At 69.9% G+C, this 23,173-nt stretch carries 19 protein-coding genes; 8 read left to right on the top strand and 11 right to left on the bottom strand.

Annotated elements, in window-relative coordinates:
- On the top strand, positions 1 to 835 hold an 835-nt coding region (locus ACWDU4_RS19810), incomplete at its 5' end, for a TIGR03619 family F420-dependent LLM class oxidoreductase (RefSeq protein ID WP_450115624.1).
- A gap of 82 nt (positions 836 to 917) precedes the next feature.
- On the opposite strand, the gene ACWDU4_RS19805 is transcribed toward ACWDU4_RS19810, so the two are convergent.
- Positions 918 to 1,679, bottom strand: coding sequence for a decaprenylphospho-beta-D-erythro-pentofuranosid-2-ulose 2-reductase (locus tag ACWDU4_RS19805; RefSeq protein ID WP_450115623.1), 762 nt, complete (start codon positions 1,677 to 1,679; stop codon positions 918 to 920).
- Complete coding sequence (locus tag ACWDU4_RS19800) at positions 1,679 to 3,130, bottom strand: FAD-binding protein (RefSeq protein WP_450115622.1); 1,452 nt, start codon at positions 3,128 to 3,130, stop codon at positions 1,679 to 1,681. Before ACWDU4_RS19800 ends, ACWDU4_RS19805 begins: the two co-directional genes overlap by 1 nt.
- 182 nt (positions 3,131 to 3,312) lie before the next feature.
- Between ACWDU4_RS19800 and ACWDU4_RS19795 the strand changes: the two genes are divergently transcribed.
- Positions 3,313 to 3,780 carry a GtrA family protein gene (locus ACWDU4_RS19795; RefSeq protein ID WP_450115621.1) on the top strand — a complete coding sequence of 156 codons (468 nt, stop codon included), beginning with the start codon at positions 3,313 to 3,315 and terminating at the stop codon, positions 3,778 to 3,780.
- On the opposite strand, the gene ACWDU4_RS19790 is transcribed toward ACWDU4_RS19795, so the two are convergent.
- The 4 genes from ACWDU4_RS19790 to rfbA form a co-directional block, all read right to left on the bottom strand.
- The gene (locus tag ACWDU4_RS19790) at positions 3,777 to 4,898 is read right to left on the bottom strand and encodes a S1C family serine protease (protein ID WP_450115620.1); all 1,122 of its coding nucleotides are present in this window, start codon (positions 4,896 to 4,898) and stop codon (positions 3,777 to 3,779) included. The genes ACWDU4_RS19795 and ACWDU4_RS19790 overlap by 4 nt on opposite strands.
- A 313-nt stretch (positions 4,899 to 5,211) precedes the next feature.
- The gene (locus ACWDU4_RS19785; protein ID WP_450115619.1) at positions 5,212 to 6,141 is read right to left on the bottom strand and encodes a S1C family serine protease; all 930 of its coding nucleotides are present in this window, start codon (positions 6,139 to 6,141) and stop codon (positions 5,212 to 5,214) included.
- A 59-nt stretch (positions 6,142 to 6,200) separates the two neighbouring features.
- Complete coding sequence (locus tag ACWDU4_RS19780) at positions 6,201 to 6,788, bottom strand: dTDP-4-dehydrorhamnose 3,5-epimerase family protein (protein WP_450115618.1); 588 nt, start codon at positions 6,786 to 6,788, stop codon at positions 6,201 to 6,203.
- Position 6,789: 1 nt separating this feature from the next.
- Entirely contained in the window at positions 6,790 to 7,665 is an 876-nt protein-coding gene (gene rfbA, locus ACWDU4_RS19775) for a glucose-1-phosphate thymidylyltransferase RfbA (RefSeq protein WP_450115617.1), read from the bottom strand.
- Positions 7,666 to 7,706: 41 nt separating this feature from the next.
- On the opposite strand from rfbA, the gene rfbB reads away from it, so the two are divergent.
- Together rfbB and ACWDU4_RS19765 are read left to right on the top strand one after the other, a co-directional pair.
- Positions 7,707 to 8,702 (top strand): dTDP-glucose 4,6-dehydratase, encoded by a 996-nt coding sequence (gene rfbB, locus ACWDU4_RS19770; protein ID WP_450115616.1) that lies wholly within the window; start codon positions 7,707 to 7,709, stop codon positions 8,700 to 8,702.
- 170 nt (positions 8,703 to 8,872) lie between these two features.
- Positions 8,873 to 9,565 (top strand): pentapeptide repeat-containing protein, encoded by a 693-nt coding sequence (locus ACWDU4_RS19765; protein WP_450115615.1) that lies wholly within the window; start codon positions 8,873 to 8,875, stop codon positions 9,563 to 9,565.
- A 65-nt stretch (positions 9,566 to 9,630) separates the two neighbouring features.
- Here the strand turns inward: ACWDU4_RS19765 and ACWDU4_RS19760 are convergent, their stop codons facing one another.
- Both ACWDU4_RS19760 and ACWDU4_RS19755 read right to left on the bottom strand, forming a co-directional pair.
- Entirely contained in the window at positions 9,631 to 11,247 is a 1,617-nt protein-coding gene (locus ACWDU4_RS19760; protein ID WP_450115614.1) for a DUF2142 domain-containing protein, read from the bottom strand.
- Positions 11,244 to 12,203 carry a glycosyltransferase gene (locus ACWDU4_RS19755; RefSeq protein WP_450115613.1) on the bottom strand — a complete coding sequence of 320 codons (960 nt, stop codon included), beginning with the start codon at positions 12,201 to 12,203 and terminating at the stop codon, positions 11,244 to 11,246. Before ACWDU4_RS19755 ends, ACWDU4_RS19760 begins: the two co-directional genes overlap by 4 nt.
- Positions 12,204 to 12,316: 113 nt before the next feature.
- On the opposite strand from ACWDU4_RS19755, the gene ACWDU4_RS19750 reads away from it, so the two are divergent.
- From ACWDU4_RS19750 to ACWDU4_RS19740, 3 genes are all read left to right on the top strand, one after another.
- Entirely contained in the window at positions 12,317 to 12,784 is a 468-nt protein-coding gene (locus tag ACWDU4_RS19750; RefSeq protein ID WP_450115612.1) for a GtrA family protein, read from the top strand.
- 97 nt (positions 12,785 to 12,881) lie between these two features.
- The gene (locus ACWDU4_RS19745; RefSeq protein WP_450115611.1) at positions 12,882 to 14,771 is read left to right on the top strand and encodes a glycosyltransferase; all 1,890 of its coding nucleotides are present in this window, start codon (positions 12,882 to 12,884) and stop codon (positions 14,769 to 14,771) included.
- Positions 14,772 to 14,775: 4 nt separating this feature from the next.
- Positions 14,776 to 16,281: a glycosyltransferase family 39 protein gene (locus tag ACWDU4_RS19740; protein WP_450115610.1), complete on the top strand. Its 1,506-nt coding sequence runs from the start codon at positions 14,776 to 14,778 to the stop codon at positions 16,279 to 16,281.
- 24 nt (positions 16,282 to 16,305) lie between these two features.
- Here ACWDU4_RS19740 and ACWDU4_RS19735 read toward each other — a convergent pair whose 3' ends face one another.
- Entirely contained in the window at positions 16,306 to 17,154 is an 849-nt protein-coding gene (locus ACWDU4_RS19735; RefSeq protein WP_450115609.1) for a class I SAM-dependent methyltransferase, read from the bottom strand.
- A 475-nt stretch (positions 17,155 to 17,629) separates the two neighbouring features.
- The gene (locus ACWDU4_RS19730) at positions 17,630 to 18,853 is read right to left on the bottom strand and encodes a hypothetical protein (RefSeq protein ID WP_450115608.1); all 1,224 of its coding nucleotides are present in this window, start codon (positions 18,851 to 18,853) and stop codon (positions 17,630 to 17,632) included.
- Between the two features lie 347 nt (positions 18,854 to 19,200).
- Here ACWDU4_RS19730 and ACWDU4_RS19725 point away from each other — a divergent pair, with 347 nt between their 5' ends.
- Positions 19,201 to 19,896 (top strand): hypothetical protein, encoded by a 696-nt coding sequence (locus ACWDU4_RS19725; protein ID WP_450115607.1) that lies wholly within the window; start codon positions 19,201 to 19,203, stop codon positions 19,894 to 19,896.
- Here ACWDU4_RS19725 and ACWDU4_RS19720 read toward each other — a convergent pair.
- Complete coding sequence (locus tag ACWDU4_RS19720; protein ID WP_450115606.1) at positions 19,853 to 23,116, bottom strand: BTAD domain-containing putative transcriptional regulator; 3,264 nt, start codon at positions 23,114 to 23,116, stop codon at positions 19,853 to 19,855. The genes ACWDU4_RS19725 and ACWDU4_RS19720 overlap by 44 nt on opposite strands.
- Positions 23,117 to 23,173: the final 57 nt, after the last annotated feature.

Raw genomic sequence — 23,173 nt, 5'->3', positions numbered from 1 at the left:
CGACCTGTGCGAGCTCGCACAGGTCGCGGAGGAAGTCGGGTTCGACTCGATCGCGATGCCGGACTCGGTGTTCTACCCGGAGACGGTGTCGGCCGACTATCCGTACACGGCCGATGGCAAACGCATGTGGTCGGGCGAGACTCCGATGCCGGACCCGTTCATCGCGATGACCGCGATGGCCGCGGTCACCGAGCGGCTGCGCTTCTACACCAACGTGCTGAAGTTGCCGCTGCGTGATCCGCTGCTGACCGCCAAACAGATCGCGACCATGGCGGTGATGTCGGGCAACCGCATCGCCGTCGGCGTCGGGCTGTCGTGGATTCCGGAGGAGTTCCGGTTCACCGGTACCGAGATGCGCACGCGAGGTGCGCGCACCGACGAGGCGATCCAGATCGTCAAGGCGGTGTGTGCGGGTGGCGGTCCGCAGTGGGTCGAGTTCCACGGGAAACACTACGATTTCGACCGACTGATGATCAGCCCGGCGCCAGACCTGCCGGTACCGATCTACGTCGGTGGCCACAGCGAGCCCGGCCTGCGCCGCGCTGCGCGTCTCGCCGACGGCTGGATCTCCGTCAACGTCCCGGTGGAGGAGTTGACCACCGCGATCACGCGGTTGGAGAAGCTCCGCGCCGAGAACGGTCGCGCCGGTGAGCCGTTCGAGATCAACGTGTCCCCGACCGGGGTGCGGAATTTCGACGAGTATCGCGCGCTCGCGGACATCGGCGTCACCGAGTGCCGCGTCTCGCCCTGGTACCTCTACCGCGCCGATTTCACCAGCCGCACCGCCCGGCTCGACGCGGTCCGCCGGTTCGCGGACGAGGTCATCGCCGCCTGACGCCCCGAAACGCCGAACGGGAGTTCGCCGCACCTGTCGAGAAGGTGTGCGGCGGACTCCCGTTCGGGTGTTCGCGGCGGTACTAGACCGGCAGCTTGCGGAAGATCGCGCGCGGGACGTGCCGCAGCACCATCATCACGAAGCGGAACGGGCCCGGCGCCCAGACGATCTCCTTGCCCTTGTCGGACGCGGCGACCGCCAGCTTGGCGACATCCTCCTTGTTCACCGTCAGCGGTGCCTCGTCGACGTGCGCGCTGAACTGGGTGCGCACCATGCCGGGGCGGACGACCGTCACCTTCGGGCCGAACGGGGCCAGCGCTTCGCTCAGACCGAGGTAGAAGCCGTCCAGGCCGGCCTTGGTGGAGCCGTAGACGAAGTTGGCGCGCTTGACGCGCTCGCCGGCCACCGAGGACATCGCGATGATCCGGCCGAAGCCCTGCGCCTTCATCTTCTCCGCGAGCAGCACGCCGACCGAGACGGACGCGGTGTAGTTCACATTCGCCACCAGCACCGCCTTGCGCTGGTTCTGCCACAGCTCCTCGGCGTCGGCGTCGAGGGCGAACGCGACGATGGCGACGTCGACGTCGGACTTGGCCCACGCCTCGTCGATCACCTTCGGGTGCGACTCGGTGTCGAGCGCGTCGAAGTCGACGATGTCGACCTCGGTGGCACCGGCGTTCTTCATCTGCTGGGTGGCCTTCTCGCGCAGCGGATCACCCGGCAGCGCGGCGAGGATCACCCGCATCGGGGACTTGCGCAGGTACTCCTCGCAGATGGCCAGGCCGATCTCGGAAGTCCCGCCGAGCAGCAGCAGCGTCTGGGGGTTGCCCACCGCGTTGATCATCAGTTCAGCTCCAGCCTTCTGGACATGTCGGAGGCGAAAACGCCTGTGGGGTCGTACTTGCGGCGGGTGGCGATCCACTCGCCGATCCGCGGGTACATCGCGTGGAAGGTCTCGGCGTTGGTCCGCGAGTCCTTCGCGGTGTAGAGCCGGCCGCCGAATTCGAGGACGCGCCTGTCGAGGTCGGTGACGAACTCGTTCAGGCCGGCCTTGATCGGGAAGTCGACGCAGACGTTCCAGCCGCGCATCGGGAAGCTCAGCGGCGCCTGGTTGCCCTCGCCGAACAGCTTGAACACGTTGAGGAACGAGTAGTGCCCGGACCGCTGGATGTCGACGATGATCTTCTTGAACTCGTCGACCGCGTCGGTCGGCACCACGAACTGGTACTGCAGGAAGCCCTTCGAACCGTAGGCGCGGTTCCACTCACCGAAGAGGTCGAGCGGGTGATAGAACGCGGTCAGGTTCTGAACCTGCCCGGTGGCGTTCTTCGTCTTCCGGTAGTACAGCTCGCCGACGATCGTGAAGTCGAACTTGTTGGCGAGGCCGTTCGGGAAGATGTCCGGGAACGTCACCAGCGGCTTGGCGTTGAACCGCAGCGGATCCTTCTGCAGCTTCGCGGGCAGCTGGTCGAGCTTGGCGAGCGAGCCGCGGGAGACGGCGGCGCGACCGAGCTTCGGCGGCGCGGAGATCGCGTCGAACCACGCCGACGAGTAGTCGTAGTTGTTCTCGGAGCCGTCGCTGTGCAGGGCGATGGTCTCGTCGAGGCCGCTGGTGCGCACGCTGTCGGCGATGAAGTACGCCGTCTCGGTGTGCGTCATCTGGATCGTGGCCTTGAGGATGATCCCGGTCAGGCCCATCCCGCCGACCGTCGCCCAGAACAGCGCACCCTTCGGGTCCTGCCTGCCACCCTTCGGGGTCAGCGTCCGGACCTTCCCGTCGGCGGTGAGCAGGTCCAGCGAGACCACGTGGTTGCCGAAGCTGCCGGCGCTGTGGTGGTTCTTGCCGTGGATGTCGGAGCCGATGGCGCCGCCGATGGTGACCTGCCGGGTGCCGGGTAGGACGGGAACCCACAGCCCGAACGGCAGCGCCGCGCGCATCAGCTGGTCCAGGTTCACGCCGGCGTCGACCTCGACGAGGCCGCTCTCCCGGTCGATCCGGTGGATCTTGTTCAGAGCATTCATGTCGATGACCAGGCCGCCCGCGTTCTGGGCCGGGTCGCCGTAGGAACGGCCGAGGCCGCGGGCGATGACGCCGCGGCGCAGGTGCGATGGCTTGCCCTCGTTCTTCTCGGCGACCTGGGCGACCGCGGCTGCGATCACCTCGACGTCGGGAGTGGAGAGCACCTCCGCGGTGGTGGGCGCGGTGCGCCCCCATCCGGTGAGGGTTCGGGTCTGGGTGGTCAGAGGCCGCGGTGCCGCGGGGGCAGTGGGCGCCTCGTCTGCTGTCGTGGACATCGCCACAGAGGTTACTCGGGCGGCAAGATCCGTGCGGTTCGCCGGACCGCTGTCGTCGAGTGTGCACCTGGGGGTGCCTCCCTGCACGACGTGCTCGGGGGAGCTTCACCGCCACCCGGCCGACGCCCCGACAACTGCACGCTCGACGACAGCGGGCGGCGACCGTCGCCTACCCTCGACCCGTGCCAGGAACCCCGCATGCCCCCGAACCGCATCTGCCGACGGCCGTCGATCTGCCACTGCGCGACGAGGCCGGCGCCCCGGGAGTGGGGCTGATCACGCAGATCATCCGCTTCGGAGTGACGGGCGGGTTGTCTGCCATCGTGGACTTCGGGCTGCTCGTGGTGCTGCTCAAGGCCGGGTTGCCGTTCGTGGTGGCGAAGTCGATCAGCTTCGTCGCCGGTACCACCACGGCGTATCTGCTCAATCGTCGTTGGACCTTCCAGGCCGAGCCGAGCCGGGCCCGCTTCATCGCCGTCGTCGCGCTGTACGCGGTGACGTTCGCGGTCCAGGTCGGGATCAGCACCGCGCTGAACAGTCAATTCCCCGACGACGCCTGGTGGCGTGTGCCGCTGGCCTTCGTCATCGCGCAGGGCACCGCGACGGTGATCAACTTCATCGTCCAGCGCGCGGTGATCTTCAAGCTCTAGGGGGTTCCGGTCGCGAGGACCAGCGTCGCGGTGCGGCGCTGTCCCGAGCCGTCCACCCAGCCGAGTTCCACCCGGTCACCGGGTTTGCGGGCGGTCATCTCGACGGTGAGGTCCGTCTGCGAGCGGATCGGGCGGCCGTCCCAGCTGACGACGACGTCACCGCGCACCAGGCCGGCCTGCGCCGCCGGGCTGTCCACGCCGACCGCGACGACCTTCGCGCCGTCCTGTGTCTGCCCGACGTCGGTGACCGCGACGCCGAGCAGCGGCGTCGGTCCGACGTGCACGGTCTCGGAGGAGCGCCCGGTGCGGATCTGCTCGGCGATCGCGACGGCGTCGTCGATGGGCAGCGCATAGGACTCGACCGGGATCGGGGTGCCCGTGGTCGGTTCGGCGGGATCGGGACGCATGCCGGTGTTGCCCGCGGTGCTGACGCCGACCACCCGCCCATAGGCGTCGACGAGCGGTCCGCCGGAGTCACCGGGCCGGATGTCGGCGTTCACCTCGATCATCCCGGTGAGCCGGTTGCGGCTGCCGTCGGTGGAGTTGCGGGCGACCACCGACTCACCGAGGCCGGTGACCACGCCCGGCGCGGACAGCAACACCCCGCCGCCGTCGGCATTGCCGATCGCGGTCACCGCGTCCTGCAGGCGCAGTTCGGCGGACCTGCCGAGCGGCGCGACGGGCAGCCCGTCCGCGCCGAGCAGTCGCAGCACCGCGACGTCGCGGAACCGGTCGTAGCCGAGGATCTCGGTGTCGTATCCGGTGCCGGTCGCCATGGCTACCGCATTCACGTCGTTGGCGCCGTCGATGACGTGGTGGTTGGTCAGCACCAGGCCGTCCGGGCTGAGCAGGATGCCGGTGCCTGCGGTGGTGAGTGCGCCCGCGGACGCGTTCAGGGTTACGAGGGTCGGGACCATTCGCGCCTCGAGCGCGGCCGGGTCGAGCGGTACCGGCGGGGACGGTGGCGGTGGCGCCGCCGTGATCGGCACCTCGGACGGGGTGGGCTGTGTCGGTAGTTCGTGTCCGACGAGCAGCAGGCCGGCGAGCGCGACGAGCACCAGGACGGCAGACAACACGCGGCGGCGCTGCGGTCGCGTTCGGTCCGGTGTGCTGTTCATGACCCCGCATCTCAATCTGCGCACTGGTGTGCAACGACCGTACTGCGTCTGGGGACCGGCTGCGGGATGGTCCGCCGTGCGAAGGGGATGGGCCGGTCAGGACAGAAAGAGTGAAGCCGCCGACACGCAACGTGTCGACGGCTTCGGGGCGACAACGCCCGCCATATCGCCTCTCGGCAAGTGGTCGCTCGCAGCGACGAAATAATTTGGTACCCGGGGTATGCCCGGACGCTGTCGCACGGTCCAACCTACTCCGTTGCGGGGATATTCCACGAGTTCCGGGAAGGTCGGAATCGTCACGTCCGCCGTACCGCTACGAGCCGGGCTTGAGTTCGCGGGGCACGGCGATCACGTCGACGAGCGCCCCGGACCGCCAGACGGTGATCTCCACCGGGCGGTCGATCGCGTTCTCCATCATCAGCGACTGCAGGGCGGTCGCGGTGGCGACGTCGGCGCCGCCGGCCGCGACGACGATGTCGCCGGTGCGCAGCCCGGCCCGATCGGCGGGACTGCCCGTGACGACCTGCGCGATCCGCAGGCCGGTCCGACGACCGGTCCGGGCGGCCAGCGCCGCAGGCAGCTGAGTTTGGGCGCCGGCGAGGCCGAGCCACGCCCGGCGCACCCGCCCGGCGGACATCAGCGTCGCGATGATCCTGCGGGTGGTGGAGTTGATCGGGACCGCCAGGCCGACGCCGATCCCGGCGACCGCGGTGTTCACCCCCACCATCCGGCCCGCGCTGTCGGCGAGCACGCCCCCGCTGTTGCCCGGATTCAGAGCCGCATCCGTCTGGATCACCTCGTCGACGACGCGTCCCTCGCTGGTCGGCAGGGAGCGGCCCAGACCGGAGACGATGCCTGCGGTCACGCTGCCGGCCAGGCCGAGGGGATTGCCCACCGCAACGACCAGTTGGCCCACGCGCAGCCGTGCCGCGTCTCCCTGGTCGAGCGGGGGCGGCACCGGTCCGCGGGCACGTAGCACCGCGAGGTCGGAGAGCACGTCACGGCCGACGACATCCGCCCGGATCTCGGTGCCGTCGGCGAACGCCGCCTCGACGGCCGACGCACCGCCGACGACGTGTGCGCTGGTCAGCAGGAATCCGTCGGCGGTGAGCACGCTCGCGCTGCCTGCGCCCGTGCCCCGAGGCAGGCGCACCCGCAGGCTGGCCACGCTGGGCAGCACCCGTCGAGCCACCCCGGTCACCACCGCCGAGTAGGCGTCCAGCGCCTCGTCGTCACCGGCCATGACCGGTGGAACACCGTGGAGGCCGCCGGCATGCCCGGTTTCGCCGACAGCGGAGCCGCTCACCGGGCGAAGGTCGGCAGCACCCCGTCCGCGAGCAGCTGCGCCAGCGGCGGCGCGGCGGCGTCCTTGTCGGACAGCTGGTAGTCGAGCGGGCGGCCGTCGCGGCCGACGGTGGGCCAGTCGATGGCCAGGTCCGGGTCGAGGGGATTCAGGTCGCGGTCCAGGGCAGGGGTGTACTCGATCGAGCACAGGTACATCACCGTCGAGGCGTCCTCGAGCGAGAGGATCGCGTGCCCGAGGCCTTCGGACAGGTAGACCGCGCGGCGGTCGACGTCGTCGATCAGCACCGAGTCCCAGGTTCCGAAGGTGGGGGAGCCGACGCGCAGGTCGACGATCACGTCGAGGAACGCGCCGCGCACGCAGGTGACGTACTTGGCCTGGCCGGGCGGGTGGTCGGTGAAGTGCACCCCGCGCAGCACCCCGGCCGCGGACACCGAGCAGTTCGCCTGGCGCAGCTCCAGCGGCTGCCCGACCGCGTCCCGGAAGGCGGAGTCCTTGAACCATTCGAGGAAGACGCCGCGGTCGTCGCCGAACTGCCGGGGGGTGATCTCCCACGCGCCGGGGATGCTCAGTTCACGAAATTCCACGTCACCCGTCCTTGCCTCGCTCGAGCAGGTCGAGCAGGTAGTTGCCGTATCCGGACTTGACCAGGCGCTCGGCCCGGATGCGCAGCGCGTCGTCGTCGATGAACCCGCATCGCCACGCGACCTCTTCGGGCACCCCGATCTTCAGGCCCTGCCGCTGCTCGATGGTGCGGACGTAGTTCGACGCGTCGAGCAGCGAGTCGAAGGTGCCGGTGTCGAGCCATGCCGTGCCGCGGGGCAGCACCTCGACCTGCAGTCGGCCGGCCTCGAGGTAGGCGAGGTTGACGTCGGTGATCTCGTACTCACCGCGGTCGGACGGGCGCAGGTCCCGGGCGATGGACACGACGTCGTTGTCGTAGAAGTACAGCCCCGGCACCGCGTACTGGGACCGCGGCACCTTCGGCTTCTCCTCCAGCGATACCGCGCGGCCGTCGCCGTCGAACTCGATCACGCCGTATGCCGACGGGTCCGACACGTGATACGCGAAAACGGCTCCGCCGCTGAGGGATTCGAATCGGCTCAGTTGGGTGCCGATACGGGGGCCGTAGAAGATGTTGTCGCCGAGGACGAGTGCGACGGTGTCGGATCCGACGTGGTCGGATCCGATCACGAACGCCTGCGCCAGGCCGTTGGGTTCGGGCTGCACGGCGTAGCTGATGGCGACGCCGAACTGCGAGCCGTCGCCGAGCAGGCGGTGGAACTGCGGTGCGTCGTCCGGGGTGGTGATCACCAGGATGTCGCGGATCCCGGCCAGCATCAGTGTGGACAGCGGGTAGTAGATCATCGGCTTGTCGTAGACGGGCACCAGTTGTTTGCTCACCCCGAGGGTGATCGGGTGCAGCCTGGACCCCGTCCCACCGGCCAGAATGATTCCGCGCATGGCTGCCAGTGTCCCACGCCCGGTCGGTAGTCTTGACCCCCATGAGGCTGCTCGTCACCGGCGGTGCCGGATTCATCGGTGCGAACTTCGTCCACCAGACCGTCACCGAATGGCCCGACGTCCACGTCACCGTCCTCGACGCCCTCACCTACGCGGGCAACCGCGCCTCCCTCGAACCGGTCGCCGACCGAATCACGTTCGTGCACGGCAACATCACCGACGCCGATCTCGTGAACGGGCTCGTCGGTGCATCCGACGCGGTGGTGCACTTCGCCGCCGAGTCGCACAACGACCACTCGCTGGCGAACCCGCTGCCGTTCGTGCAGACCAACATCATGGGCACCTACACGCTGCTCGAGGCGGTGCGCAGGCACGACGTGCGCTATCACCACATCTCGACCGACGAGGTGTACGGCGACCTCGAACTCGACGACCCGGCCCGGTTCACCGAGACCACCCCGTACAACCCGTCGAGCCCGTACTCGTCGACGAAGGCGTCGAGCGACCTGCTGGTGCGCGCGTGGGTGCGCTCGTTCGGGATCCGCGCGACGATCTCGAACTGCTCCAACAACTACGGCCCGTACCAGCACGTGGAGAAGTTCATTCCGCGGCAGATCACCAACCTGATCGACGGCGGCCGCCCCAAGCTGTACGGCCGCGGCCGGAACGTGCGGGACTGGATCCACGTCGACGACCACAACCGGGCGGTGTGGGACGTGCTCGACCGCGGCCGGACCGGGCAGACGTACCTGATCGGGGCGGACGGCGAGGTGGACAACCGGACCGTCGTCGCGCTGCTCCTGGAATTGTTCGGGCGCGACCCAGGCGATTTCGACGTCGTCCCCGACCGGCCCGGTCACGACCTGCGGTACGCGATCGACTCGACGCTGCTTCGCACAGAACTCGGCTGGGCGCCGCGGTACCGGGACTTCAGGGCGGGGTTGGAGGCGACGGTCGAGTGGTATCGGGAGAACGAGTCGTGGTGGCGGCCGCAGAAGGCGGCGACCGAGGCGTTCTACGCGGACACCGAACAGTGACGATCGATTTGCCGCGCGCTGTCTGGCGTTGACCCCAGGCCGCGGGTCGGCGCCGCGCGGCGATTCGCCGCGCGCAAGCGCACCCGCGGCGGTACCGTGGTCGACCGCGAGACGAGATTTCGTCCACATGACCGGATTCACTGAGAGTTGGCTCGAGCAAGGAGCGCTCCATGAAGGCTGTCACTCGCACGACCACCGGCACCCGGCGCGCATTCGTCGTCGGCGCATCGCTTTCCGCACTGGCACTCACCGGTACCGGGCTCGCTCACGCCGACGGCTCCGTCGACCCCGGTTCGCTGAGCCCCGCGGCCGCCGTCCACGCGTGCGCGCCGCTCGGGCTCTCCGACGTCGCGGTGCTGGTGCAGGTCGCGCTTCCGGGCACCGTGCTGCCGTGCCGGGACGTCGCGGGCAGCCTCGGTCTCGGCGGTGGCTCCGTCGGCGGGGGCTCGATGGGCGGGGGCTCGGCCACGAGCGCCAGCGCGATCGGCTCGAACAACCTCGGCGAGAACAACACCGGTTCCTTCAACGTCGGCCCGGAGAACACCGGATCCAACAACGTGGGTTCGCAGAACACGGGCTCCGGCAATGTCGGTTCCTCGAACACCGGGTCGGGCAACGTCGGGTCGGCGAACACCGGGTCCGGAAACGTGGGGTCGGCGAACACCGGTACCGGCAACAGCGGGTCCGCCAACACCGGAAACCTGAACCTCGGCTCGGCCAACACGGGCTCGACCAACGTCGGCTCGGTCAACACCGGCTCGTCGAATACCGGCGTCGGCAACACCGGCTCCCTGGTCGAGGGCTTCGGGCTCACCGGGCTCGGATCGGTTGCCATCGGCTCCACGGGCATCAACTGGAACTAGTCGCTGCGCCACCCGTGCGCACTTTGGTGGCCCTGGCAACCAAACGACGCACGGGCGCGGAGTGTCTACCCCCAGACGACGGTGTTGTACTTGAGCAGCGTCGCGACCAGTGAGCCGACGGTGAGCAGGGCGATCGCGATCGGCACCCCGCGCCCCGGGGCGCGACCGTCGGAAACGGTGATGCGCAACGGGATCCAGCGCAGCAGCACGGTGAAACCGACGAACGCGAGCGGCAGGAAGTACCTGCCCTGCACGCCGTCGATGATGTAGAAGCCGACCGGTGAGAACGACAGGTACAGGGTGCCGAAGATCATCCCGACGCTGAGCAGCACCACGAGGGTGGTGGCCGTGGTGCTCCAGCGGCGCGGGTCGAGCCGCTCGGCGATCCCGAAAGCCAGGATGATCGCCGTCAACGCCAGCACGATGGCGGTCGCGGGCACATCCACGTACCCGAAACCGAGTTCGCCGAAGAACTGCACGAAGTACAGCTGGTCGCGGTACACCAGCGTGCGGTAGAAGGTGTCGAGGAAGCCGAGCGGATCGGACAGGATGCCCTGCATCTGATCCGCCGGAATCACCGAGTACCACTGGTTCTGCGGCCGCATCAGGCCCATGCCCTCGGTGGTGCCCGAGGAGATCTTCGTCCACAGCCCGAACAGCCCCAGCCCCACCAGGGCGGTCAGCTGCGGCACCCAGCGGACCGCGGGCAACCCCGCCAGCCGGTCCCGCGGGACGAAGACGACGAGCATCGCCAGCAGGAAGTACGTCGGCTTGCACAGCGGCAGCGCCAGCACCGAGGCGAGCAGGACCAGCGACTCCGGCTTCGACAGCCGGTCGCGCAGGAACACCGCCTTGACGAACAGTGCCGAGAACAGCAGTGCCATCCCGTTGGTCACGGTGTCGGCGGTGACGGTGCCGGCCTGGAACATCGCGATCGGCAGCAGCGCCAGGGTGAACGCCAGCCACGCGATCCGCGATCCGCGCAGCACGTGCAGCGCGAACCCGGCGAGCGCCAGGTAGGCGGCGAGTCCGGCGAGGCGGGCGGCGAGGAGGGTGCCGCCGACGTCGAGGTCGAGTGCCTCCGCGACCCGGAGTCCGGCCGCGACGGGCGCGTAGGGGACGGGCGAGTAGGCCGCGGTGTTGGTGAACCACACGTCCACCGGGGGCCCGTCGACGGCGGCGCCCTCGAGCCGGTCGTAGCCGCTCGGGTCGGCGACCATCGGCGCCGGTTCCTTGTCGTTCTCGCGGTAATCGGTCAACGCGAAGTCCATCAGCGCGTCGATGCTCGCCGGCACCTGCCCGCCGTACGCGACCGCGCGGTCGTCGTGGATCTCCTGCGGCAGGAACCCGCCCTCCGCGACCTGGTAGGCGCGACCGAACTGGGTGAGCTCGTCGTGTCCCCAGAAGGGCGGTGTGAGGACGGCGAACGCGGTTCCGAAGATCGCCCCGAGCACCACGAACAGGATCGACGCGACGCCGAAGCGGCGGACCCGGCGGGCCGGCGCCGCGGTGCCGGGATCGGTCGCGGTGACGGCTGCCCCGCCGGCGGGTTCGGGCGCGGCGGCCGCGTCGGGTTCGGTGACGGTGTCGGTGTCGGCTGCGGTGGCAGGGAGGCCGACGGGGAGCGCATCGGTCACCGTCGGTTCGGTCGTCTCGTCGGCGGTGGCCGGGCGGTCGCTCATTCCGCGCAGTCCCGCGAGTGCTCGCCGAGCGCCGGGTAGCGCAGGTACGTCAACCGGGCGGCCTCGTGGCGGGAGCGGCGGATGCCGTCGAGGATCAGGCCCGCGGTCCAGGCCAGGCAGCCGACGATCACGAGGGTGAACGCGAGGAACAGCGTCGGGAAGCGGGGCACGAGGCCGGTGTCGTAGAACTCGATCACGATCGGGATCGCCAGGATCAGCGACACCAGCAGGCTCAGCGTGCCGAACAGGCCGTAGAACGCGACCGGCCGTTCGTGCCGGGCCAGGCCGATGATCAGGGCCAGGATCTTGGTGCCGTCCCGGTAGGTCCGCAGTTTCGACTCGCTGCCCGCGGGACGGTCCCGGAAGTCGACCTCCACCTCGGTCTGCGGCACCCGCAGGTGCAGCGAGTGCACGGTCAGTTCGGTTTCGATCTCGAACTCGCGGGAGACGGCGGGGAAGCTCTTGACGAACCGGCGGGAGAACACCCGGAAACCGCTGAGCATGTCCTTGACGTTGTTGCCGAACACCTGGCCGACGATGCCGTTGAGCACCTTGTTCCCGGTTTCGTGGCCCGGGCGGTAGGCGCCCTCGGTGTCCGCGATCTCGCGGCGGACCCCGAGCACGTGGTCGTAGGGGCCGGACATCAGCGTCTCGATCATCCGCGGCGTCGCGAAGGCGTCGTAGGTGTCGTCGCCGTCGATGAGGACGTACACGTCGGCCTCGATGTCGGCGAACGCGCGCCGCACCACGTTGCCCTTGCCCTTGACGTTCTCGCGGCGGACGATCGCGCCCGCCCGCTGCGCCTCGGCGGCGGTGTCGTCGGTGCTCAGGTTGTCGTAGACATAGACCGTCATCCCTGGAACGGCGGTGCGTAGATCGCTGACGACCTTCGCGACCGCGGCCTGCTCGTTGTGGCACGGGACGATCGCGACGATCCGAAGCTCGGAGGTGTCCACCGCTTCGTTTCCTCCAGTTCCTGGGAATACGCTGCGAAGGCAGGCTAGCCGACACGGCCACTAACACAGAATCGGCCCAGACCCGCCGGATTTCCACAATGTAGGGTCGCGAGGTGCCCTTGACCGTCCCCACCGTCGCCGAACTGACCGGAATGCTCCGGAAGGGTGGCGCGTTCCTCGTGGTCGGTGTCCTGGGCTTTCTCGTCGACGCCGGGGTCTACAACGCGTTGGTGTTCTTCGGTGGCGAGGGCCCGATGTTCCACGCGCCGCTGCCCGCGAAACTGATCGCGATCGGCGTGGCGACGGTCGTCACCTACTTCGGCAACAAGTACTGGACCTTCAAACACCGGCCGTCCGGGAACGCGGCGCAGCAGTGGGTGCTGTACGCCCTGTTCAACGTCGTCGCGATCGGCCTGCAGCTGGCCTGCCTGGGCTTCTCCCGGTACGTGCTGAACCTCGACAGCCCGCTCGCCGACAACGTCTCCGGAACGCTGATCGGGCAGATCGTCGCCGTCGTGTTCCGCTTCTGGGCGTACGACAAGTTCGTTTTCAAGCGCGCCCCGGAGCCGGCCGCCGTCTGACCCCGCTCGGCCCGGCGCGGGCGTTGGTATCCTGGCCCCCGGATTTCACCCGGCGCCCAGGCGCGCCGCGGCCCGGTCGAGAACAGTTGGGGATCACATGGCGCAGCCCGCACGCGAGGCACTCACTCCGGGGGCCGAGGCCACCGCCGACACCGCCGACACCGCCGCGCTGACCGCGCGCCCGGCGACGGGGCGACTGCTCGCCCAGCGAGGGGTGTTCCTCGGGCCGTCGGAGAACATCTCCGACGACCTCTACGCGACGGTGAAGGGCTCCGCCGAGCGCGAGCGCCTCGCGATCCGCATCGGCAAGGGCGCGGCCCTGTCCACCAACACCTACTTCGGCCGCTTCGCCGCCAGCTACTGGCAGCGGTGGACCGTCGTCACCGAGGTGCAGGTGTCGCTGCACGTCGCCGCCGAGGGCCGGTTCCGGGTGCGCCTGGTCGCCTCCGACATCGCCGGGCACCGCCGGGTGACCGAGACCGTGACCCGCAGCGGGGAGCAGACGGTGACGCTGTCCGCGCCGCTCGACAAGTTCGTCGACGGCGGCGCGCTGTGGGTGGAGGTCGACGCGCTCGGCGGGCCGCTGACCGTCGACCGTCTCGAGTGGACGGTCGAGTCCCCGGAGACTGTCCGGCCGGTCGCGATCGCGATCTGCACCTTCAACCGGGCCGACGACTGCTCGAAGACGGTCGCCGCGCTCGCCTCGGACGACCGGGTGCTCGGCGCGATCGACGCCGTCTACGTCGTCGACCAGGGCACCGACCTGGTTCGTGACCGTGACCTGTTCAACGAGGTGGCGCCCCGGTTCGGGGACAAGCTGCACTACATCCAGCAGCCGAACCTCGGTGGTGCGGGCGGGTTCACCCGCGGCCTGTACGAGGTGTCCGCGACGAACGAGCACGCCGACGTGATCCTGATGGACGACGACATCCTGTGCGAACCGGAGACGGTGCTGCGCCTGAACGCGTTCGCGAACGTCACCGTCGAACCCACCCTCGTGGGCGCGCAGATGCTGTTCCTGCTCAACCCCGACTTCCTCAACGTCGGTGCCGAGGACGTGGACCTGGCCCACCTGGCGCACGGGCAGCGGGTGCCGAAGGCGCTCCGCAACACCAGCATGCTCAAGAAGAACCAGGAACGGCGCGTCGACGCCGGATACAACGCCTGGTGGACGTGCCTGATCCCGGCCGAGGTGGTCGCGAAGATCGGCCTGCCGATCCCGATCTTCTTCCAGTGGGACGACGTCGAGTACGGGGTCCGGGCCCGCGAGGCCGGGTTCGTCACCGTCACCCTGCCGAACGCGGCGGTGTGGCACGCGGACTTCTACTGGAAGGACTTCGACGACTGGGCCCGCTACTTCAGCACCCGTAACTCGCTGGTCGTCGGCGCCCTGCACAGCGAACTCGACACGAAGATGCTCTCGCGCATGTTCTTCCGGCACATCGCCGAGTTCCTCGTCGCGATGCAGTACGGCCTCGCCGCCACCACGCTGCGGGGGATCGAGGACTTCCTCGAGGGTCCGGACGCCCTGCGGGACGGCGGCATCGAGGCGATGGCCGCGATCCGCGCGGAGCGCGCCGCGTACCCGGAGACGGTCAAGCACGACGCCGCGACGGCACCGGTCCGGGACGCGGAGCTGGTGACCCGCCGGGCCGGCGGCGAACCGAGCATGATGCGGGTGGTGCTGGCCAAGCGGGCACTGAACCAGTGGCTCGGCCGTACGCAGCACGGGCTGGTGAACATTCCGCGCGAGGACGCTCACTGGTGGCACATCGCGCTGTTCGATCACGTGGTCGTCACCGACGCCTCCCAGTCGGGTGTGCGAATCCGGCAGCGGAACAAGGAGACCGCGGTGGCGCTGCTGCGCCGGGCGGTGCGGACCCTCAAGCGGCTCCGGGACGAGGGCGCCGACGTGTCCCGCCGGTACCGGGAGGCGGTTCCGGAGCTGACCAGCCGCGAGAACTGGGAACGGTTGTACGGCAAGTAGTCCCGTGAAGGCCGCACCCGCCCGGATCGACGCCCCACTGGTGGGGGCGCTCGGCTTCCTCGTCGGCGTGGCCGGGGCGGGGCGCCCGTCGTTCTGGTACGACGAGGTCGCGACCGTCCACTCGGCGACCCGCAGCCCGTCCGAGTTGTGGGCGCTGCTCGCCAATCAGGATGCGGTGCACGGGCTCTACTACTGGGTGATGCACCACTGGTTCGCGGTGTTCGGCGTCTCGCCGCTGTCCGCGCGGGTGCCGAGCGCACTGGCAGCGGGCGTCGCGGCGGCCGGGGTGGTCGTGCTCGGTCGCCGGCTGGCCGACCGCCGCACCGGGCTGCTCGCCGGACTGGTGTTCGTCGTGCTCCCCGCGGTCACCTGGTCCGCCGTCGAGGCGAGGTCCTTCGCCGGGTCCGCGGCGGTCGCGGTGTGGCTGACGGTGCTCCTGCTCGTCGCCGCGGACGCGGCGCCGGGTCGACGGTTGATCCTCTGGGCCACATACGGTTTCGGTGTCGCCCTCGCGGTCGTCACGCTGGTGTACCTCGCGGCGATGGTGCCCGTGCATGCCGTCGTTCTCGCGTTCCGGCGCGCCCCGCGGCGCACCTGGATCGGCTGGGCATCGGCGTCGGCGGCCGGGGCGCTCCTTGCCTCGCCGGTGGCGCTGGAGGTCATCGGCCAGTCCGGCCAGGTGGCGTGGATCCCGCCGGTGGATCATCGGGTGTGGCGCGCGATCACCGAGTACCAGTGGTTCGTCGGGGCGCCCGCCTTCGCGGCGGCGGCCGCCGCCCTCGTGGCGGCGGCGCTGCTCGCGCGGCGATCCCCGGTGTCCGCGGTGACCGTGCCGGTCGTGGCGTTGCCGTGGTTGCTCCTGCCCACCATCGCCCTGGTGGGGTATTCGCTTGTCGGGCAACCGATGTACACGCCGCGCTACCTCCTGTTCACGGTGCCGGCGGCGGCGTTGCTGATCGGCTGGGCGCTGACACGGGTGACCGCGCGGGCGTGGGTCGCCGGTCTCGGTGTCGCGGTGCTCGCGGCGCTGGCGCTGCCGAACTACCTGGCGCAGCGGGCACCCGACGCCAAGCCCAGCGGCATGGACTTCTCGGCGGTCAACCGCTTCGCCGCCGAGCACATGCGGCCGGGGGACTGCGTGCTGTTCGGGAAGCCCGGCTGGAACCCCGCCTCACAACGGCTGGTCATGAACGCGAACCCGGCCGCGTTCGACGGCGTCCGCGACATCGGACTCGGCCGGACCGCGGCGAGCCAGGGCTGGCTGTGGGACGAGGAACGGCCGATCACCGACCTCGCCGAGCCGCTGACCTCCTGCACCACGCTCTGGTACTTCACCGACCGCGATCGCGACCAGCCGTACACCATCCGGCACATCTCCAACGAACTCTGGACGGTGCCACCCCACCGCTTCGAGGACGCCCCGGAGTTCGGCGAGTTGACCCGCGCGGGCCTGCACATCGAGCAGCGGTGGTCGTTCCCGGTCTCGCAGGTCGTGCTGCTGCGCAGGTAGCGGGGTACCGGGTGTCAGGCGACGTCAGTCGCACACCCGGACCGCCACCTGCTCGTCGTCGGCGGTGTAGGCCAGGTACTCGAACCTCAGTCCGGTGCGCTCGACGAGTTCGGTCCACGCGCGGTACTCGTGGGCCTGCCAGCCCGGGTAGTTGAAGAACTCGTCGAACACCAACACCGTGCCCGGCACCAGCCGGTCGGCGATCAGGTGAAGGACCGTGCTGGTCGACGAGTACAGGTCGGCGTCGAGGTGGGCGAACGCGACGGGACCGGGGTGCTCGGCCAGGAACTGCGGCAGGGTGTCGGCGAACAGTCCGGGGACGATCTGGGCGCCGGGCACGTTCGGGATCGCCGGCTGGGCGAACTCGCCGGCAGGGAAGCCGGTACGCCAGGTCTCCGGCAGTCCGGTGAACACGTCGAAACCGTAGACGCGGGGCAGCGCGTCGGCGATGATCCGCAGACTCGTGCCCCCGGCGACACCGAACTCGAGCGCCAGGCCGTCGACGCGCGCCCGGGACAGCGCCAGGCGCAGGGTCTCGTGCGGGTGCCGGCGCACCGCGGTGGTCGGCATGTGCTCGACCACGAACGCGGCGGACTCGGCGCAGGCGCGGACGTCGAGCGCGTAGGGCAGGTCCCGGCGGGCCCGGTGCTCGAGTTCCGCCAGGTACTCCCGGACCGTCGCGATCTGACCGCGCGCCGCTTCCAGTTCGGCGAGCACCCGATTCAATTCGCCGCTGGTGGCGGCCAGGTCGGCCAGCAGCTGATCGTGCCGGTTCTCCTGCTCCTGCCGCGCCTGGACACTGGCGTCGTGGATCACCTCGGCCAACGCGCGCTGGAGCTTGAGCCGCGCTGTCCGGCGAAGGCCGCGAATCATCCGATTCCACCTCCTCGATCGTGGGTACGGTCGATCGGATGCCGGTCGGATGGGCGAGCCCGGCCGAGCCGGGCGCCCCGTCAGCCACGCTACCCGGGTCACCGGGACCGGGCGACCGGGGCGGGCGTCCCGGTATCGCTGCCACGGCGCAGGCGACCCCGTCGGACACTGGGGCGGCCGCCACATCTGGCAGCTCGCCGATCACGCCGACCTGCTCGTCGGATGGAAGCCCACCCCCGACGATGACGCCCGCGCGATCGAACGCGAGATGATTGCCCACTCAAGGCCGCGCACCGTCAACGGCCGTTCGCGAACCTGGCCGGCTGAACCTCACCGGGGTCGTGCCTCGGTGGTTGCCTCTCGCGGCGTTGTACTCACGCACTGTGATATCCACGCCTCTTTCAAAGCGGGCCAACTGCCAATCGCCAACATACTCACGGATACCCCTATCGATTGCACAGGACCTCCTCGACGCCTAGAGAACCTCCAGTCCGCCGACGATTCGACCCGCTCGGGCGCGCACTGAGAAGTCGGAGGTGTCTGGTGGCGTCTTACTGCTGTCGCTCCAGGTGATGAACGCAGATTCGGGTTCCCCGAAGCCTCCGGCTCTCGCGACAACTGCTCCGAACCGGTCGCCAGCCGTTGTGGTGTTGACCTGTACTTCGTCGCCAACGGAATTCCCCTGCTGGGCGGAAAACACGCGCGCTCTGACACTTGTCGTGGTGTCGAACGTGTCTGCTCGCTTCTGCACCCATGTCAATAGGAAGCGGCTCTCCTGCAGTGGCGCAAGGGCAGGCGACAAGCAATTGATCTCTTGTCCGCCGACGGTGGCGAAGATCGGTATGTTCGCAGAGACGCCGTTGGGTTCAAACACGTTGGCGTGCACCGCACTCTTCGTAACCCCTATGTCGCTGGTGCCCAGAGTTCTCACGTGGGCGATGACGAAGCGCCCATCATCGAGGAGCGTCATGCTTTTGCCGCCATTGAAGCCGGAGAGGTTGGGTCGGGTTTCACCGGTCACAGGTGTTCCGTCGAAGTTGAATATGCGAAACGTCAGCGCTCCACCCCCAGGCGGCGAAGGATCACTGCGCCAGGCGATGACATAGTTTCCCTGGTTTCCGTTAGCGTCTTCGCCTTCTAGGCGCGTCACGATCGGGTTCTGGTGAAATCCTTCGGTGATGTTGACGGTGAACTCAGGACCGCTCCTCGTGCCGTCGATGTTGAATCGTTGCGCTCGTATCCGCTGATCGGGCCGTGCGTCGACCCACACGACAATGAAGCCACCGTCGATCATCGAGGTGATCGCAGGGCGGTGTTCGGGGTCGATATCTGACGTGCTGATCTGAATTTCCGGGCCCAACTTCTGGGCCTCGCTGTTGAATCGCTGAGCCTTGACATGGGGAGGCGGGCCCGGCGGGTTGAATGCCTGCTCGATCCAAGCCACGACCGGCCCGGAGAAGGTTCCAGAGACGATAGGCAGTTGTCGGTTCGTATTCGCTCCGGCTGGCGTCGATGTATTGATCACGAGTTCACCGTCGGATGGAGCTCCGTCTGGCGAGAAGATGCGGCCCTTGATGGTTGCGTCGCTGCTGTCCGACCACACGGCGAAGAACCGCGGAATGCCTGACGTGGAGAATCCCGCGACATAGGGCTGATGCTGAAGCTGATGGGTGGTCGTGTTGACCAATAGCTCGGCCATGGTAATTCCTTGCCTAGATCGTGAGCACTGCGGAATCGGGACGCTCTTCTAAAGAGTGTGTCGGTTATCGAACATGTTCGAACGAGTAGTGGCCTACTCGAATCCGAGGATTCCGCGAAAGATGAAGGCGCGGCACTGCATAGCCTCACCGGTAACCATGCGTGGAGGCGGCTGCCTTGAACGCAGGCCTCGGGGTGACACTCTCCGAGCGGCAACTCGAGCACCCGCGTTCACGTGCCGCGCCGGCGCGGTCTGTACGACGCCAGTGGCCCTCACCGACCACATCGGTGGTCTCGAAGGCGGCCGACGACAAGTCGCCGACAAGTGCGCGGCGCGATGGTGGGGCCATGACCATCACACCTGCACTGCTCTACCGCCTCAGCGGGTTCGCCCTCGTGGTCGCGCTCGCGTTCAACCTGACCGGGGGCATCCTGCACCCGGTGGCCGACGACAGCGGCCACTCGGTGGCCGCGCTGTCCGCCAACACCGTCCCCTACCCGCAGTACCTGCTGTTCGTCGGCACGCTGCTCCTGCTGCTCGGCCTGCCGGGCATGTACTCCTGGGTGTCGGCACGCGCCGGACTGCCCGGCCTGGTCGCGTTCGTCGTCTACTTCGTGTCCTCCACCGTGATCGGGATCGCGCACCTCGCGGTCGAGGCCTTCATCGCGGTTCCGCTGGCTCTCGACGGCTCCGATGCGGGCGTGCTGTCCGGCACCGATTCGATCATCGACACCACCCCGTTCGCCGCGTTGATGACGGTCTCCGGGCTGGGCCTGATGATCGGCGAGGTGCTGCTCGGCGCCGCGCTGTGGCGTTCGCGGGCGGTCCCGCGGTGGATCGCGGCGCTGATGATCGCCGGCGGCATCGTGTTGCTGATCCCGGTGCCGTACGTGCAGGGGCTCAGTGGCCTGATGATCGAACTGCCCCGCGGTCTGGCGTTCGCGGCGATCGGGGTGCTGATGGTGCGGGCCTTCCGCGCCTCGGCTCCCTCCCGATCGGCTACCGCTGCCGGGCCCGCAACCGCTGTCGCGTCTGCGCACTGAGCGCGGTCGCGGCCTCCTGATGACGCGCCGCCCAGGCAGGGTCCCCGAGATACTCGGCGAGCTCCGCCAGGGCGGCGTCCACCGGTCCCGCATACATCGACCCGGAGTCGAGCCCGGCGAACCGGCCGGCGAACGGCGTCAGTTCGTCTCGGCACCGCTCGGCGGTGGCCCGGTCGCCGAGCCGGACCGCGGCCCGGGCCCGGAAGGTCGTCATGGCCAGCCAGTAGTAGTCGCGCGGCGGGTCGACGAGGCCCGCCCACAACTCCCGGGCCCGGGTCTCGTCGCCGGCGTCGAGCAGCGCGAGCACCACCGCGGGCCGCAGCGCCTGCGGCCAGTGTTCCTCGACGACGACAAGGTCGGCGGCGACGTCGGCGAGGCTTCCGGCCGCGACTCCGACGCCGACCCGTCCGATCACCCGCAACCAGTCGGCATTGCCGGTGCCCGCCGCGGCCAGCTGCTGAGCCGCCGCGTCGTAGCGTTCGAGAGCGGAATCGAGTTCTCCGGCAACGATGTCCGTGAGACCGCGGAAGGTGTCGAGCGCCCCGAGCATCTGCGACAGCTGGTTGCCCGCGGCGTACTCGACCGCCTCGGTGGCCTGCTCGCGCGCCTCGTCGAGGTCGCCGTCGGCCGCGGCCGCCATGAACAACTGAAAGTGGGCCTGCGCCTGGAACCCCGGATCGCCGGACGCGCCCGCGACGGCGAGCAGTTCTTCCGCGACGGCCCGCCGCTCGGCCGCGAAGTCCGGGCCGTACGCGATGTAGCCGTACGCGTTGAGCGCCCGGCGCAGCACCATCGGGTCGCCGACGGTGCGCGCGAGCCGCAGCGCCTCGTGTGCCGCGTCCAGCACGGCGGCGAAATCGTTCTCCTCGATCTCGAAGACCTTGGCTATCAACAGCAGAGCCCGATCCGAGTCGGAGAGGTCGGCGGAGCGCAGCAGCGCCTCGAGTGGGCCGACGACCGCCTCGTCGACGTCCGGGCCGGTGCGGATGTACCAGGTCACCGGCGCGGTCCAGGCGGTCAGCGCCCGGATCAGAGCCGCTTCGTCACCCTGGCGGGTCGCTGCGTCGATCGCGGCCTGGCGGTACCGGCGCGCGGAGACGACGTCGCCGGTGCGGGCGAGTGCGCCGACGTAGGGGACGAGCACGTCGAGCAACAGGGCTTCGTCCGGCGTGGACGACATTTCGCACAGGTGCAGGGCCGCGCCCCACAGCTGGGCCGACTCCCGGTACGACGACAGCGCGTCCGCCTGCCCGGCCGCGCGAGCCACGTGCCGGGCGGCCGCCGCCGCGGTCGCCGGTGTCGCCGACGCGATCGCGTGCCGGGCCAGTGTCGCGAGGTCGTCGGGTGCCCGCGCGGAGAGTGCGGTGAGCGCGGCGGCGTGCAGGCGTGACCGCCGGATCCAGGGCAGGTCCGCGTAGAGGGTGTCGCGAATGAGCATGTGCGGGAACCGGAGCCGATCGGGCCCGGATTCGGCGAGCAGGTTCGCCGCGAGCGCCGGCTCGAGCGCGTCGAGCAGCGCGTCCTCGCTCTGGTCGCCGACGGCCAGCAGGATGTCCAGGTCGAGTTCGCGCCCGAGCACCGATGCGCGACGCAGTGCCGCCACGCTCGGCTCGGGCAGTCGCGCGATGCGCCGGCGGAGCACGTCGCGAACACCCTCGGGCACCGTCAGTTCCGCGGAGCCGGTGCCGCCGGTTGCGATCAGCCGGGCGAACTCCTTGACGAACAACGGGTTTCCGCCGGTGCGGTCGGTGAGCCGGGTGATGTCGGGCCCGGACAGCGCGTCGAGCCCGGCGTCCCGGGCGACCGCCGCGACGCCCGCTTCGGACAGCGCACCCAACTCGATCCGGACACCCGGTGCTCCGGCCGTCGCCGCCCGGGCCGCGGACAGCTCGGGCGATTCCTCGCGGAAGGTCGCGAGCACCAGGAGCGGTGAACCCGATGCCCGGGCCGCGACGTGCCGCAGCAGCTGCAGGGTCAGCTCGTCGGCGCGGTGGACGTCGTCGAGGGCGAGCACGAGCGGGGCCCGCTGCGCCACCGACGACAGGTACGGGGGCAGCGCCTGCGACAGCCAGAACGGGCTCGCACCCGAGGCGTGGAAACCGTTCTCCCCGAGCAGGTTCGACAGCTGCTGCGCGGTCGTGGGGTCCATCGGGTACCGCTCGCGCAGATCGCGCAGCGCCTCACCCCACGGCCATCCGGGCGGTGCGCCGTCGACCTCCGGGCAGTGCCCCCACGCGGCACACCAGCCGCGTGCGGTCAGGGCGGTGACGAGGTGCGTGAGCAGGGTGGTCTTCCCAGCACCCGCTTCGCCGCCGACCCAGACCAGCCGCAGACCGGTGGCGGCGGCGCGCTCGGCCTCGGCGAGCAGCGCGGCCAGCTCGTCCGGGCGCCCGTTCGCCGGCGTCGGCGGGGCGGCCACCGGCGTCGGAGCCGGTGCGAGGGCGGGGGCGTGGGTGAGGATGTCGCGCTCGAGGTCGCGCAGCCGCGGTCCGGGGTCGACGCCGAGTTCGTCGGCGAGGTACTCGCGTGCGGTGCGCAGGGTGGTCAGGGCGTCGGCGGGGCGCCCGGCCCGGTAGTGCGCCGTCGCCAGCAGCGCGACCGCCGCCTCCCGTCCGGGATTGTCGGCGACGTGCCGGTCCAACCGCGCCGCCACCGACTCCGGGTTGCCCAGTTCCAGTGCGCTTCTCGCGTGTTCCTCCACGGCGGTGCGGCGCAACTCCTGCAGCCGGGCGATCTCGGGCAGTGCCCAGTCGACGTCGGCCAGTTCCTGGAACGGGGGACCGGTCCACACGTCCAGCGCCCGCTCGAACAGGTCCGCTCGGCGCGCCGGATCGGCGGCGTCGAGCCCACGCCGCACCAGCGCCTCGAAGTGCCAGACGTCCACGGCGGTTCCGGGCAGGGTCAGCGCGTATCCGGGCGGGTCGCTGACCAGCACCCGCGCCGGGGTCCGGGCCCGGCGGCCCGGCTCGAGGATGCGGCGCAGGTAGGAGATGTGCACCTGCAGCGCGGCCAGCGCCTTCGGCGGGGCGCCTCCGGACCACAGGTCCTCGATCAGCAGATCCGTCGACACCACCGCCCCGCGCGCCGCCGCCAGCCGCGCCAGCACCGCCCGCCGGCTCGGGCCACCGAGATCGACCGGTGTCCCGCCGACCCGGGCCCGCACCGACCCCAGGACGTGCACCGACACCGGGGGATCCGGTGCGGCGGCGGGGGCGCTCATGGGGACGAACACTAGCGCGGGCCGCGGCCTCGCGACCGGTCATCGTTTCCCGCGCGA

It is taken from the genome of Rhodococcus sp. NPDC003348, assembly GCF_053589375.1.
Note: the sequence above shows the minus strand (reverse complement) of the source record. Positions and strands in the feature narration are given on the sequence as shown.